Source organism: Amycolatopsis vastitatis (assembly GCF_002234595.1).
Lineage (GTDB): Bacteria > Actinomycetota > Actinomycetes > Mycobacteriales > Pseudonocardiaceae > Amycolatopsis > Amycolatopsis vastitatis.
Genome location: NZ_NMUL01000011.1, coordinates 35,061 through 49,538, shown reverse-complemented (window position 1 = coordinate 49,538; position 14,478 = coordinate 35,061). Strand labels below are relative to the sequence as shown.

General features: G+C 69.9%; 12 protein-coding genes and 2 pseudogenes. 4 read left to right on the top strand and 10 right to left on the bottom strand.

Going from position 1 to position 14,478, the window contains the following annotated elements; all coding sequences use genetic code 11:
- Positions 1-2: 2 nt before the first annotated feature.
- Together CF165_RS13920 and CF165_RS13910 are read right to left on the bottom strand one after the other, a co-directional pair.
- Entirely contained in the window at positions 3-572 is a 570-nt protein-coding gene (locus tag CF165_RS13920) for a hypothetical protein (protein ID WP_093947925.1), read from the bottom strand.
- Between the two features lie 401 nt (positions 573-973).
- A complete protein-coding gene (locus CF165_RS13910; protein ID WP_093947923.1) occupies positions 974-1,906 on the bottom strand; it encodes an AraC family transcriptional regulator in 933 nt (310 codons plus the stop codon).
- Positions 1,907-1,987: 81 nt separating this feature from the next.
- Here CF165_RS13910 and CF165_RS13905 point away from each other — a divergent pair, with 81 nt between their 5' ends.
- Positions 1,988-2,776 (top strand): NAD(P)H-binding protein, encoded by a 789-nt coding sequence (locus CF165_RS13905; protein WP_093947922.1) that lies wholly within the window; start codon positions 1,988-1,990, stop codon positions 2,774-2,776.
- Positions 2,777-3,219: 443 nt separating this feature from the next.
- Here CF165_RS13905 and CF165_RS13895 read toward each other — a convergent pair whose 3' ends face one another.
- Positions 3,220-4,059, bottom strand: coding sequence for an NAD(P)H-binding protein (locus tag CF165_RS13895; RefSeq protein WP_093947921.1), 840 nt, complete (start codon positions 4,057-4,059; stop codon positions 3,220-3,222).
- Positions 4,060-4,163: 104 nt separating this feature from the next.
- Here CF165_RS13895 and CF165_RS13890 point away from each other — a divergent pair, with 104 nt between their 5' ends.
- Together CF165_RS13890 and CF165_RS13885 are read left to right on the top strand one after the other, a co-directional pair.
- Positions 4,164-4,520 (top strand): winged helix-turn-helix transcriptional regulator, encoded by a 357-nt coding sequence (locus tag CF165_RS13890; RefSeq protein ID WP_093947920.1) that lies wholly within the window; start codon positions 4,164-4,166, stop codon positions 4,518-4,520.
- Between the two features lie 145 nt (positions 4,521-4,665).
- On the top strand, positions 4,666-5,409 hold the full coding sequence (locus tag CF165_RS13885; protein ID WP_240521583.1) for an SDR family oxidoreductase: 744 nt from the start codon (positions 4,666-4,668) through the stop codon (positions 5,407-5,409).
- Between the two features lie 17 nt (positions 5,410-5,426).
- Here CF165_RS13885 and CF165_RS53405 read toward each other — a convergent pair.
- The 3 genes and pseudogenes from CF165_RS53405 to CF165_RS13875 form a co-directional block, all read right to left on the bottom strand.
- Positions 5,427-5,522 (bottom strand): annotated as a pseudogene (locus CF165_RS53405) (aldehyde dehydrogenase family protein); the annotation flags it as partial.
- A 60-nt stretch (positions 5,523-5,582) separates the two neighbouring features.
- A complete protein-coding gene (locus tag CF165_RS13880) occupies positions 5,583-7,442 on the bottom strand; it encodes a bifunctional sugar phosphate isomerase/epimerase/4-hydroxyphenylpyruvate dioxygenase family protein (protein ID WP_093947919.1) in 1,860 nt (619 codons plus the stop codon).
- Complete coding sequence (locus CF165_RS13875; protein ID WP_205660857.1) at positions 7,429-8,319, bottom strand: shikimate dehydrogenase; 891 nt, start codon at positions 8,317-8,319, stop codon at positions 7,429-7,431. Before CF165_RS13875 ends, CF165_RS13880 begins: the two co-directional genes overlap by 14 nt.
- 167 nt (positions 8,320-8,486) lie before the next feature.
- Here CF165_RS13875 and CF165_RS13870 point away from each other — a divergent pair, with 167 nt between their 5' ends.
- On the top strand, positions 8,487-9,149 hold the full coding sequence (locus CF165_RS13870; protein ID WP_093947918.1) for a TetR/AcrR family transcriptional regulator: 663 nt from the start codon (positions 8,487-8,489) through the stop codon (positions 9,147-9,149).
- 120 nt (positions 9,150-9,269) lie between these two features.
- Here CF165_RS13870 and CF165_RS13865 read toward each other — a convergent pair.
- From CF165_RS13865 to CF165_RS13850, 4 genes and pseudogenes are all read right to left on the bottom strand, one after another.
- A pseudogene (locus tag CF165_RS13865) lies at positions 9,270-9,761 on the bottom strand (MBL fold metallo-hydrolase); the annotation flags it as partial.
- Between the two features lie 140 nt (positions 9,762-9,901).
- Entirely contained in the window at positions 9,902-11,257 is a 1,356-nt protein-coding gene (locus tag CF165_RS13860) for an MFS transporter (protein ID WP_240521582.1), read from the bottom strand.
- 115 nt (positions 11,258-11,372) lie between these two features.
- The gene (locus CF165_RS13855) at positions 11,373-12,842 is read right to left on the bottom strand and encodes an alpha/beta hydrolase domain-containing protein (protein WP_093947916.1); all 1,470 of its coding nucleotides are present in this window, start codon (positions 12,840-12,842) and stop codon (positions 11,373-11,375) included.
- Positions 12,839-14,278: an alpha/beta hydrolase domain-containing protein gene (locus tag CF165_RS13850; protein ID WP_093947915.1), complete on the bottom strand. Its 1,440-nt coding sequence runs from the start codon at positions 14,276-14,278 to the stop codon at positions 12,839-12,841. Before CF165_RS13850 ends, CF165_RS13855 begins: the two co-directional genes overlap by 4 nt.
- Between the last annotated feature and the right edge of the window lie 200 nt (positions 14,279-14,478).

Genomic DNA, 14,478 nt, shown 5'->3' with positions numbered 1-14,478 from the left:
GTTCAGTCCTTTTCTGCTTCGAGTTCCATGGGGCTGACCCAGAAGAACTCACCCGCGGAGTCGTAGTCGTAGATGACAACGCGGCTGCCCACGCCGAGGTTGCCTTCGCCCGCCAGTCGAATTTGGATGATCGCCGACGAGCCGTCGGCAGCGGTGGCTTCGGCCTGCCCGAAGTCCTCGGTGACACTCGACGTCCGCACGACGGCGACCCGGCCGACGAAGTCCTGCCGCGTCGGTTCGGCCCCGGCGAAGACCCGGCGAAGGGGCGCGACCACCAGCCGGGTACCGAGCGCCCCGAGCACGAGCGCGGCGGCCAGGACGCCGATCCCGAGCAAAACCCGCAGGGGCGCGCCTTCGATGAGGACCGTGCCGACGAGGCTGAGGAACCAGCTGAAGGCGACGAGCAGCGACAGCGAGATGGACAGCGGGACGCCGCCGAAGAACCCGATGTCACCGTCTTCGATGTCGAGGACGCCGAGCAAGGCCAGCCCCCAGTAGCCGATCACGACGACCAGCAGGAAGCTGAACAGCACGGCAGGAAAAGCCAAAGCCGCGGAGACGAACCCGCTCATCGTTTCTTCCCCCCAAGGACGGGCCCGGCAGCGCAAGGCCCTGGCCGGCGACTATATCCGGCGCGCGCGAGAGGGCGAGCGAACATTTCGGACACGAAGCGGTTACGCACGAGCCGGCTCAAACGAGACCCGAGGTGACACTTGGCTTCCGAGGAGTCACGTTTGGTCATTGAACAACCGGACCAAGGTTTCGACGTAGCCGGGGACCAAAGCGGTCCCGCCGTGTCCTTGAACACGGTGGTCAGCATGGGGAAACACCTCGACTCTCAGGGTTGCTCGCGGATGACGTCCGGCATGGCAGGCGGCCGCGGCGAACAGGCCGATGCTGTCCGCGACCGGAACCAGTTCGTCGGCGCCACCTAAGGTCGCCAGGTGCGGACAGCGTGACCCGGTACAAGCGATCACGAACCGGAAGTCACACCGCCGCGGCGCCAGTCCGAGGGGCTGGCGCCCCGGACGCGTTTGAAGGCGACGCTGAAGGCGAACGGGTCGTCGTAGCCGACCGTGCGGGCGACGGTGGCGATGGTGTCTTCGCTGCCGCGCAACAGGTCCGCGGCCAGCGTCATCCGCCAGCCGGTCAGGTAGGTCAGCGGCGGCTCGCCGACCAGACGCGCGAAGCGGGCGGCGAACGCGGCACGGGACAGGCCGGCCCGGGCGGCCAGCTCGGCGACCGTCCACCGGTGCGCCGGCTCGGTGTGCAGCAAGCGCAGGGCTTCGCCGACACCGGCATCGCTCAGCGCCCGGTACCAGGCGGGCGGCGGCTCCATCCGGGCGCACCAGCCGCGCAGCGCCAGCACGAGCACCAGGTCCAGCAGCCGGCGGAGCACGGCATCCTGCCCGGGCTCGTCGCACGCCACCTCGGCGGCGAGCAGGTCCAGCGCGCCTCGGGTCCGCGGCCCGGCGGGCACCACCGCCAGCGGCGGCAGCATGCCCAGCAGCCGTTCCGCGGCGGCGCCATGAAGCTCGTAAGCGCCGCGGAGCATGGTCGTGGCCCCGGGCTTGCTGTCGCCGTACGTGCGCGGCGCCTGGTTCCTCACCGGCTGCGCGTCGGTGATCGGATACTTCTTCGTCCCGCGGATCACCAGCTGTGGCGGAGTGCCCGGGTCGTCGGCGATCGTGTACGCGGAGGCGCTGATCAGCGCGAGGTCCCCGGCGGCGAGGCGCACCGGCACGGCGTCACCGACGCGCAGCGACGCGTGCCCGCCGAGCGTGGCCACCAGCGTGAGCGGCGGGGCGTCGGCGAAGGCCAGCGACCACGGCGGCCGCTGGATCAGCTGCCGGACCAGCGCGTGGCCGGCGTGGGCCCGGTGCAGCAGGTCGCTGAGGACGTCCATCTCGGCACCATAGACGCTGACAAAGGGATCGGGGATTTTCAACCATGGATCGTCTCGCCTTCAGGGGGTTGGCTTGCGACCATGCAGACCACCTTGATTCTCGGCGGCACCGGCAAGACCGGCCGCCGCGTCGCCCGGCAGCTCGGCGCCGCCGCCCGGGTCGCCTCCCGTACCCGCGGCTTCGACCTCGCCGACCCCGCGACCTGGGCCGCCGCCTTGGCCGGTGTCGCGGCCGTCTACCTCGTGGAACCCAACCTCGGCGCCGGGGATCGGCTCCCGCGGTTCGTGGCCGAAGCGGTGTCGGCGGGCGCCCGCCGTCTCGTGCTGCTCTCCGCCCCGCGCGCCGGCGAAGCCGGCCACCCACTGCACGCCGCCGAAGAAGCCGTCCGCAACTGCGGCGCGGGCTGGACCATCCTGCGCCCGAACTGGTTCGCGCAGAACTTCAGCGAGGGCCCGTGGGCCGCGGGCATCCGCGACGGCGCGTTGACCCTCCCGGCCGGCGAGGGACGAGCCCCGTTCGTCGACGCCGAAGACATCGCCGAAGTCGCCGCAGCGGCACTCACCGACGACCGGCACCACGGCCAGGTCTACGAGCTGACCGGCCCACGAGCAGTCGGCTTCGCCGAAGCGACCACACTCATCGCGCAGGCCACCGGACGGAAGATCGACTACCTCGACATCGACCCCGAAGCATTCATCGAACGGCAAATCCGTTACGGCGTCCCGGAAAACGTGGCGAACCTGCTCACCGGGCTACTGGCCGACCTCCGAGACGGCCGCGGCGCCGACCTGGCCGACGGTGTCCAACGCGCCCTGGGCCGGCCGCCGCGATCGTTCGAGGACTTCGTCGCGACCACCAACTGGCCGTGACCGGCGGACGCGGCCCCCGAATGCGCGCTCATGCCGCTGACAGCGCCTCAGCCTGCCTGTGCTGCGTGCCGCGCTACGGTGATCTCCGGCGTGGCTCACGCCGGACCTCCGTCGACTGCCCCAGCGCAGGCACTTCCGGCAAGCTCCGGGAGAAGACGTCACGGCGGAAACGAAACGGCTGCGGCTGGCCGTGGCGCAGGCTGTCCTCCGCGAAGATCCTCGCGACAGCGCGGGGCTGCGGGAGCGACATACGCCGGCTGATGCGCGAGGCGCACGAGGCGGGTGCGGCACTCGTGCACTTCCCCGAGGGCGCGACCTGTTCTCCGCACAAGCGGATCATGTCCGTCGAGGGCTCGGACATCCGACATGCCGTTGACCGCGCTGTCGCAGGATAGTGTGGACGGCTTCGGTCAGCGCATCGCAAGATGAGTGTCCGTGCCACCTCAGCGGAAGTCGTTCGCGTGGTCATCGGCCCACTGCGCGAACGTGTGGGCAGCACGGCCGGTGACGTCCGCGACGACAGTCGACACCCGCGGCGGTGCGGTGGTTCCGGCCCGCCATGCGGCCAAGATCGCATCGACACCCATGGGCGGCATGGTCTTGCCGAGCTCGGCGCGTGCCTGTTCGACCGAAATCGGCTCGAGGGTGATCTCGCGACCGACGGCCGCGCCGATGTGCCGTACCTGCTGCCGAAGGGACAGTGACTCGGCCCCCCACACGGGGTAGGCGTGGCCGCGGTGACCCGGCTGGGTCAAAGCGGTCACCGCGAGCGCCGCCAGATCCTTCTCGTGAACGGGTGCCGTCTGCGCGTCCGGGTAGGGCACCCGGACGGTGCCCTCTTCACGGATCGAGTTCCGCCACCACCACAGGGTGTTGGTGGCGAACATCCCCGGCCGGATGAATGTCCATGCCAGGCTGGAGTTCTCGAGGGCGGACTCGACGGCGATGTGCGCCCGGGCGATGGGGTTGTGCGCGGCATCCGGGTGGATGACAGACCCGGACGACAGAAGGACCACGTGCCCTACGCCGGCAGACTCGGCCGCTGTCACGAAGCCGTCGATTCCTTCTGGTTTGGCGTAAAGGAACACGCGCTGCGCGCCGTCGAGAACGGCAGGCAGGGTTTCCGGGCGCTCCAGATCGGCCGTGACGACTTCCGCTCCCGGTGGGAAGCCCGTCGGGAGCGGATTGCGGCTCGTCAACCGAATCTTCTCGCCCGCCGAGCTCAGACCAGCCGCGACATGGCGACCGACATTGCCGCTCGCTCCAAAGACCACTGTGACCATGACGGGAGCGTAGATCCCCGGCTTACTGATCGAAAGGACCTACCTTAAGGTAAGCTCCGGATGTGAAGGTAAATTCCCAGCCTGGGCCGGACGCATGGCAGGGCATGAGTGACGCGTTCAACAGCGAGTGCCCGGCGCGCGAGGTGCTCGAGCACATCACCAGCCGCTGGGGCATGTTGATCTTGGCGGCGCTGGGAGAGGGCCCGCGGCGCTTCTCCGAACTGCATGCGACGATCGGCGGGATCAGCGAGAAGATGCTGTCGCAAACACTGCGCACCCTGGTGCGGGACGGCCTTGTCACGCGAACTGTCGAGCCCGCCACGCCGCCGCGGGTCAGCTACGAACTCACGCCACTCGGCCGGGGACTCACCACGTCACTGGAACAGTTTCTGAGCTGGATCCGGAAGCACACGATCGACGTCGTCACCGCCCAGCGCCGCCACGACAAGCAGCACGGATGAGCTCACCAACAAGAACCTGCCTGGCATCGCAATGAACCCCTTCGTTCCAGTCTTCTAAATCGATTGCCAAGCCTGCACCGCCGTCGAACGATGACACCTTGTGACGACTACAGGCGAGAAACCATGCCCCGCCAGCGCCAGGCCGGTGGCGTTGCTGACCGGCGTCGGCCGCTCGATCGGGATCGGGGCGGGCATCGCCCGCCAGCTGGCCCAGGCGGGCTGGGACGTCGCCTTCACGTACTGGACACCGTACGACGCGCGCATGGCCTGGGGCATCGAGCCCGATGCGGCGGATTCGATCGCCGGGACCCTGGCGGAACGGGGCGCCAAGACGGTGGCCATGGAGGCGGACCTCGCCGCCCCGGAGACTCCGGAGCGCGTCTTCAACGAAGTCGAACGACGCCTCGGCCGCATCACCGCATTGGTGATGTGCCACTGCGAGTCGGTCGACTCGGGTCTGCTCGACACCACCCTCGAGAGCTTCGACCGCCACTTCGCGGTGAACGCACGCGCCACGTGGCTGCTGATCCGCGAATACGGCCGCCGGTTCCGCGGGCCCCGGGGAACCGGACGCGTAATCAGCCTCACCAGTGACCACACCGTCGGCAACCTGCCCTACGGGGCCAGCAAAGGCGCATTGGACCGCATCACGCTGGCCGCCGCCCATGAACTGGCCCACCTCGGGATCACCGCCAACGTGATCAACCCAGGGCCGGTGGACACCGGGTGGATGTCCGACGACGTTCGAGAACACATACTGCGCCGGACGCCACTGGAACGGCTGGGCACCCCGCAGGACACCGCGCACCTCGTGGCGTTCCTGTGCTCCCCGCAGGGCCAGTGGGTCAACGGGCAATTGCTGAAGAGCAACGGAGGGTTCACCGCCTGACAGCCCGGACCGCTCGGGGAGCCGGCCAGGCAGGTCTGTCCGGTGGCCGCGAACACGCCGGCGACCACGCCGTTGGCCGCCGCCTCGAGGTCCGCGTCCGGGAACACCAGCTGCACGCCGGGGTCGAGTAAGGATTTCGGACGCTCGCTCGGCAGGTCAGCACCCGCCGTCGATCAAGTCGAAGTTCGCGGTGTCGAGGGGTGCGCCCTGGATGTCGCCGCTTCGCGTTGCCTGCGGTGTGCGGCCATCCGGACCGGCGAGTTGACCGCTCCGTCTCCGGTGTAGCCGCCGATTCGTTGCACCACCTCGAAAAATATTCGGCCGCCCAGCACCACCGTGAAGAAGTGCAGCAGTTCGCCCTGCTCGTCGCGGTCGTAGAGCACCGACTGTTGCCGCAGGGCGGTGAGCAGCTCGGGGTTCGGGGCCAGGCGGGCGTCGAGGTCGTCGTAGTAGTTGCCCGGGATCTCCAGCAGAGGTGCTCCGAGCTCGCGCATCCGGCGGGCGCTCGCCAGCGCGTCGGCGGTGGTCAGCGCGACGCGTTGAGGCTCGCGTACGCCCGGCGCCCAATCTCCGCGTCGGAGCAGGGCGGACTCGAGGGCGATGCGGACGCGGCCCGCTGGATCGGCCACCGTCCGGCTGCGCACCAGCCCGAACGGCGCGGCGAACTCCGTCACGGGCTCTGGCTCGAGGCCGAGCACCGCGCGGTAGAACAGCGCCGCCTCGTCGAAGTGGTCGAACGGCTGGGTCAGAGCCAAGTGGTCGATCCCGGTCACCCCGGCCTCCCGGCCGGGCGGCTCGGTCTGGGTGAAGTCGCCGAACCAGCTGTCCGCGACGTCGGCGCCGGTGCGGCAGAAGAACACCGACGTCCCGTCCGGCGCGGCGATCGCCGACAGGTCCGCTTCGTCCGCGCGGTGGCTGCGCGGCAGGATCGGTGCGAGCAGCCGCTGGGCGCGCCGGGCCGAGGCGACCGGGTCGGCGCTTTCGACGGCGACCGCGCCGACCGAGGCGCCCACGGCGGGACCGGAACTGTTCAGCAGGATCCGTGCGTCACCCTGCTGCCACAAGCGGACAGGCTTGGACCGGTGGTGGCCCGTTTCGGTGAAACCCAGTCCGCTCAACGCCTCGGCCATCGCCGGCTCGGTCGCGTTGTCGGCCGTCAGCTCGACGAACGCGTGGCCGGCCAGTGCCGGAGCGGGCGGCAGGTCCGCGACCCCGAGCGTCTCCTGCAGGCCGAGCAAGGACCGCATCGCGTCGACGGCCGCCGGTCCGGGGTCGGCCTGGCGGAAGACGTCGTTGAACACCTCGAGCGACAACGGCCCGCGGTAGCCGGCTGCGAGCACGTTCCGGGTGAACGCCGTGAGGTCGAACGCGCCTTGGCCGGGGAAGAGCCGGTGGTGCCTGCTCCACTGCAGGACGTCCATCTGCAGCCGCGGCGCGTCGGCCAGCTGCAGGAAGAACAGCTTCTCGCCGGGGATCGCGCGGATCGCGGCCGGGTCGCTGCCGCGCGACAGGATGTGGAAGCTGTCCAGGCACAGCCCCAGCGCTGGGTGGGCGGCACGGCGGACGATGCGCCACGAGTGCTCGTAGGTGTTGACGAACCGGCCCCACGCCAGCGCTTCGTAGGCGATCCGGATATCCCGCGCGGCGGCGTGTTCGGCCAGGAGGTGCAGCTGCTCGGCGGCGAGGTCGTCGTCGTCGACCGCGTCCGGCGACACCGACGAGCACACCAGCATCGTGTCGGCGCCGAGCTGGTGCATGACGTCGAACTTGAGCTCCGCGCGCCGGAGGTTGCGGGCGAGCACGTCCGGCGGCACGGCTTCGAAGTCACGGAATGGCTGGTACAGGTCGATCGACAGGCCGAGCTCGGCGCAGTGTTCGCTGATCTCCTTCGCCGACCAGGACGAGGCGACGAGGTCGTTTTCGAAGATCTCCACCCCGTCGAACCCGGCGTGGGCGGCCGCGGTCAGCTTGTCTTCCAAGGTGCCGGACAGGCAAACCGTGGCGATCGAACGCCGGGATTCAGTCGAGGACATCGGCGGGCTGCCTTTCCGGGGAAGTCGTGAGCGTGGCGAAGTGGTCCAGCATCCGCGTGGCGTCGGGTTCGGCCCCGGTGAACAGGCCGAACGCCTCGGCGGCCTGGAACACCGCCATGCGGCCGCCGTCGAGAACGCGCGCTCCGAGCGCGCGAGCGGCTCGGACCAGTTCGGTTTCGAGCGGGCGGTAGACCACTTCGGCGACCCACAGGTCCGGGCGCAACAGTTCGGCGGGCAGCGGCAATCCGGGGTGGGCGGCCATGCCGGTCGGGGTGGCGTGCACGAGCCCGTCCGCGGCGCCGACCGCCGCCCCGAGGTCCGTCCCCGCCGACGCACGACCAGGCCCGAACCGACCGGCGAGGGCGCCGGCCAGCTCGGCGGCCCGGCCGGCGTCGAGGTCGAAAACCCGGACGCGACCGGCGCCGGCCGTGAGCAGGCCGTGGGCCACCGCCGCGCCTGCCCCGCCCGCACCGAGCACCACGACGGCGCCGAGGTCCGCGTCGGGAAGTCCGGTCCGCAGGCCACGGGCGAAGCCGGACCAGTCGGTGTTGTGCCCGACCGCGCGGCCACCTTCGAACACGACGGTGTTGACCGCGCCCAGCGCCGCCGCGTCGGGGGACAGCTCGTCCAGGTGCTCGAGCACCACCTGCTTGCAGGGGTGGGTGATGTTCAGCCCGCGGTATCCGGCTTCGCGAGCCGCGGCCAGCATCGGACCGACAGCTGCGGCCGGGACATCGTGGTCGTCGAGGTCGAATCGGGTGTAGACCAGCTCCAGCCCGAGCCGACGGGCCTCGGCCTCGTGCAGCGGCGGGCTGAGCGACGGTCCGATGCCCGCGCCGATCAGCCCGGTGAGGACCGTGCCCGGCGTGGCCCGCACCGCGTGAGCGCGAATCGCCTGGGCGGCTGATGACAAGGTCACGAGCACCCCCGTAATGTACGAACTAGTACGTTATTTGTACCTCACGACGCCGCCGTCGTGAAGAGCCTCGGATCCGCGGCGACGTCCTACAGTGGGCACATCAGCTGAAACGAGGAAGGAAATCCGTGGCAGCACCGACGTCCGACGAAGTGGCGAACAGCGGACCCGAACGCATCCGCGACGCCGACCGGACCCGCACCGAGATCCTGGACACCGCCGCCCGCGAGTTCGCCGAAAAAGGCTTCGACGGCGCCCGGGTGGACGAGATCGCCGCGAAGACCCGCACCACCAAGCGGATGATCTACTACTACTTCACCAACAAGGACCAGCTGTTCGTCGAGGTGCTCGAACGGGCCTACACGGTCATCCGCTCCCTCGAGCAGAACCTCGACGTCGACCACCTCGACCCCGCCGAGGCGATCCGGCAGCTCGCCGGGCTCACCTTCGACCACCACGAGTCCCACCCGGACTTCGTGCGGCTGGTCAGCATCGAGAACATCCACCGCGCCGAGCACATCGCCCGGTCCACCGCGCTGTCCAACCTGGCCAACCCGGCCCTCGACGTGCTCACCCGCATCCTCGCGCGCGGCCGGGAAGCCGGGCAGTTCCGCGACGATCTCGACGCGCTCGACGTGCACATGGCCATCAGCGCGTTCTGCGTGTTCCGCATCGCGAACCGCCACACGTTCAACGCCATCTTCGACCGCGACATGCTCGACCCCGCCCTCCGCGACCATCATCGGCGCATGGTCGCCGACATGCTCGTCAGCTACCTGACGACGCGCTGACCTCACGCGATCCGCACTGTCCGGCCGGCGACCGGCGTACCGCGCGAGCACTTCCGGGTCGTGGCCCGGGATGATCAGGCCGGCGCCGGCCAGCTCCTTGACGCGGTCGAAGGCGCCGTACACCCCGGTCATCGAGTGCAGCAGCGGCGCCGGGCGGTCGTCCTGGATGTTCTCGTGGAAGTGACTGGCGTCCGAAGCCAGCACGACCGCGCCGACGGCGGTTTCGACGCGGACGACCTGCATCCCGGCGGTGTGCCCGCCGACCAGGTGGACACTCAAGCCGGGCACGACCTCGGCGTCGCCGTCGACCAGGTCGACCGCCCCGGCCCGCACGTGCTCGACGGCTGCTTCGTCGAGCAGCCACCGTTCTCGCTCGATCCGCTTCGCCCACGGCCCGGTCCAGTAGTCCAGTTCGGACTGTTGGACCTTGAACCGCGCGCCGGGAAAGCCGGCCACCGCGCCGCAGTGGTCGTAGTGCAAGTGCGTCAGGACGACGTGATCGACCGTCTCCGGGGCGACGCCGAACCCGGTGAGCAGCCGGGCGGGTTCGACGTAGTCCAATCCGGACACTTCGCGAGCCCGCTCCGCGCGGATACCGGCGTCGACGACCACCGTGTGCTCCGGCGACACCGCGAGCCAGATGTAGTAGGCGGTCGGGTGGGGGTCCGCGGAATCTCCGCCGTAGCCGAGAAAGTGTTCGCCGCGGTACCCCGTCCGCCGGCCGTAGCACAGGGCGTAGACCTCGAACGCGCTCACCGCGGGACGCCGGCCTCGCTCCGATCCGGCGCCGGCTCCTTGAGTCCCAGCTGCGCGGTCGGCACCCGGTAGGTCTCCTTCCCGGTGGCCACAGCGATCACGTTCACCAGGCACAGCGCGGCGGTGAAGACGGCGACGCCCAGCCACGCGCCCCGGCCCGTCCCGGTGACCCCGACCGCGATGCTGGGGAGGAAACCGCTGATCGCGAACCCGATCTGGGTCCCGATCGCGGTACCCGACAAGCGCACCCGGGCGGGGAACATCTCGCCGTAGAACGACGGCCACACGGCACTCGTGGCGGTGTAGACGATCCCGAACATCCCGATGCCGACGACGAAGATCCACAGATAGCTGCCGGCCGCGATGGCACCGAGGTACGCGAAGATCAGGATCGCGCAGCCCAGTGATCCCGCGATGAAGATCCGCTTGCGGCCGAAGCGATCGGAGAACTTCGCCCACAGCGGGATCGTGATCACGGCGGCGACATTGGCCAGTACACCGACCCACAGCATGGGCGTCCTGCTCAGCCCGACCGTGTTCACGGCGTAGCTGAGCGCGTAGACGGTGAAGATCGTGCTCACCGAAGCGATCAACGCGGCCACGACCACGCGCAGGACGTCGGCCCAATGGTCCCGCAACAGGACGGCCAAGGGGAGCTTCGCGACCTCTCCGCTCGCGACCTCCTCCTGGAACACCGGCGTCTCTTCCAGTGAACGGCGGATGTAGTAGCCCACCAGCACCACGACCGCGCTGAGCCAGAACGGCACCCGCCAGCCCCAGGACAGCAACTCCTCCTGCGGCAGCGCGGCCACCGGCAGGAAGACGGCCGTGGCCAGGATCTGGCCGGCTTGGGTGCCGCTGAGGGTGAAGCTCGTGTAGTAGGCACGCCGGTGTTCGGGGGCGTGCTCGAGGCTCATGGAGTTCGCGCTGGCCTGCTCACCGCCAGCGGACAAGCCCTGCAGCAACCGCAGCACGACCAGCAGGATCGGCGCGGCCACACCCACCGAGCCGTAGCTCGGCAGGCAGCCGACGAGCACGGTGGAGAGCCCCATCAGCAGCAGGGTGGCCAGCAGGACGCGCTTGCGGCCGAACTTGTCACCGAGGTGCCCCAGCAGCAGCGCGCCGAGCGGCCGCGACACGTAGCCGACGCCGAAGGTCGACAGCGCCAGCAGCGTGCCGGTGGCCGGCGACGAGGCCGGGAAGAAGATCTTGTTGAAGACCAGCGCCGCCGCCGTGCCGTAGATGAAGAAGTCGTAGTACTCGAGCGCGCTGCCGATCCACGCGGCCAAGGCCGCCTTGGCGGGCTTGCCCGCGGGCGGGGCGCCCACTGCGCCGTCCGGACGATCAGTCACGTCGTTCTCCTCCGCGGATGCACCCTTACAGTCCAATGAACTAACCGGTTAGGTATGTACCGTACGGTTAATTAGAGAGACTGAAGGGCGCTCGCGAGCTTGTCAAGTACCGCTGTCAGCCGGGGACGCTGGAGTTCGCTGCCGCGTTGATGACCGCGTCGGCGTCCGGACGCGTCAGCCAGCCCTGGTCGACGAGGCGTTCGGTCTCGGCGATGAACGGGCGGGCGTACGCCCCGTGGTCGGGATAGACGAGCTTCAGCCGCGCCGGGTCGAAGGGAAGCCGATGACCCTGCAGGCCGCAGGTCGTCGCGGGACTGCTCGTCGGGTAGTAAGTCGCGACCGGGACATCGAGCCACGGGGTGCGGACACCGCCGAGCGCGTTGCCGAACCGGTCGGTCACGGTCCGGCCGGTGACGTCGACCTGGATCCGGTCCGCCCGCGGTGGCGGGGTTCCGCGCCGGGCCCAGCGATCCAGCTGCGCCTGTGCGGCGTTGAACAGGTAGTGCACCGGGAAGTCCGTGCTCAGGCCGGGATCGGTGCAGTTGTAGTAGTTGTAGGTGAACCCGGCTTTGGCCAGGTCCTCCGGCGATGGGGCGAAGCTGGCCGTGTACGAGTACGCGTGAGCGGACCCGGGCACCTCGTAGAGCCGGTACCGGTCGTCGCGCGAGTCGGCGTCCGGGCGGCGGGAGAAGCCGCCGTCGGAGTAGAAGTCGGTCTCGGTCTGGACCCGGATCACCGGTTGCGCCGTCGGACGCACGATGTTGCGGGGGTCGGCGACCGGAACGGGTGCCGAGCACTTGCCGAGCGGGCGGGGTCCGCCCGCGGCGGCTCCGATCAGGAACCCGTCGTAGACCTGCGCTCGCGGGTGAATGGCGTTGAGGTACCGGATCAGGTAGGCGCCGGACTGCGAATAACCGGTGGCGTACACCTTCCGCACGTCGAAGCCGCTGATCGGGTTGGCCCGGCCTCGGGCTTTCAGCGCGGCGCCGACCTGGGTGAAGATGTCCCAGATCAGGCCGCCCTCGGTGGTGGCGGTGGAATTCAGCGCCGTACCGGTGCACCGCTGACCCGGTGGCGTGGGATCGGCCCAGGACAGCGCCGCGTAACGTTGCGGGTCGAACGCCCGCAGCGCGTCCACTGTGGTCGGTGCGCTGGTGACACCGACGTAGGCGGTCCCGTCGCGCAGGTACTGGTCGTGCGAGGTCAGCCACATGCGGTCGAGATCCCAGCGGTTGGTCATGTTCATCAGCTCGACCACGACCGTGCCGTTGAAGTCGCGCCGGTCCGCCGGGCGGCGCACGATGATCCGGTTCTCGTACGAGGCACCGCTCCTGGTGACCACGACCCGGCCAGCCGCGTCGTAGTCGTAGACGTTGGCCCTCCCCCGCACGAAGAACTCCTGCTCGACGTACCCGTGCCCGGCCAGGTCCACAGTGGACGTGTTGAACGGGTGGGACGTGGCGGTGGCCGGAATAGGACCGACCAGATCGACCGGACCGGCCGGTCCCGCCGCGGCCGCCGTCGTCGTGACGCCGGCGACTCCGAGCAGGATCGCCAGCACGATGCCGTACTTGCGGCGGCTCATGGCACATCAGCCCTTTCGGCGGCGCGGATGGTGGCGTCGGCGTCGGCCTGGACGAGGAAGCCGTCGCGGACGTTCTGGTTCGTGACCTGGCGGACCGCGCGGACGTACTGCGCATGGGTCGGGTAGAGCTCACGCAAGGTGGTGCCGTCGAACGGGATCCAGGTGCCGCCCTGCGCGCAGGCGCTGTCACGGTCGGGCGTGAGGCCGGTGTTCCAGCCCGTGTTGCGTTCGGTCGGCGCGGCGACCGCGGCGAGCCGGATGCCGCCCTTGATGATCTGGTAGTCGTCCCGGTTGGCCGTGGCCGGCCTGGTCGAGGTGTCGGTCACCTCGATCCGTGGCGCGGCGGGTGGCCGGGTGCCGCGGGCGACCCAGCCGGCGATGTGGTCGAACATCGCGTCGAGCACGTATTCGTAGGGCACGTTGCTGCGGGCCGGCGCCACACAGGGCGCGGTCGGCCCGGCCGGCAGGCCCGACACTCCCGCGTCGCGGAGCCGGATCGGGTTGTTCACCAGGTAGGCGTGCCGGTCGGAGTGGGACGCGCCCGCGATCTCCCAGTAGACGAAACGGCCGGTGTCGGGCTGTCGGCGAGCGGCCTGGCCGGCGAGCACGTCGTACTCGCCGGCCGTCTTGAACACCTTCGTGGTCAGGTCGGTCCGTACCGGGCCACCGCCGTCGACGATCGCGATGGCGTCGTACACCGGTGCGATCGGGTGGACGGAGTTCGCGTACGTGGTCAGCCGCGACGCCGACTGCGACTGGCCGGTCGCGATCACCGTCCGCACGTCGAGTCCCGGCACCGGGTTCGCGCCGCGTGGATGCCGCAGGGCTTGGGCGGCCTGGCTGAACACGTCGTAGGACAGCGCGTCGTCGGTGACCGTGCCGCCGTCGGTCAGGTCGAGCGAGCCGTACCGGCCGGGACTCCATGCCTTGAGCCCGCGTGGGGAGTGGACGCCCGTGCCCTGGGCACTGACGCCGACCCAGACGTAGCCGGCTTCCAGCAGGTGCCGGAACGAGCGGCTCCACACGACCTCGTAGTCGAACGTGTTGGTCACGTTGTACCACTCGACAACGGCGGTGCCATTGAACTTCTTCGGCGAGATCGGGCGCCGGACCACGATTCTCGTCCGGTACCCGTGCCCGCCGTCGACGACCGTGCCGGTGGCGCCGTCCGGGGTCGTGTAGCGGTTGGCGGTGCCATCGACGAAGTACTCCTCTTCGACGTACCCGTACGCCCGGAGGTTCTGGTCGGTGGCGAAGAAGGGGTAGTCGCGGGAAGGGTCGCCGGGTGGCGCCTTCGCCGGGATCGGGCCGGTGACCACCGGCGAAGGCACGGCCACCGGGCCGGCCGGCGGGCTCGCCGGCGCCGCTGGGGTGGCCGCGGCCGGACCCGTCACCAGTCCGGCCAGAAGAGCCGCGGTGACAAGGAAAACGCGCACTTCGGAACACCTCGATCTCGCCGCTGGACCAGGAGCCGGCTGGAGCGCCGACGAAGTACTCGCCCCCGGGTAGTGAACGTGCGGGTGAAGGGCTCGCCGGAAGATCCTTTGTGGACACAGAACGCCGGTACCCCGTCCGCACGGCGGAAGGTCGCTGCCACGCCGACGATGGCAGCGATGACTGACTTCCGTCCGGCGGT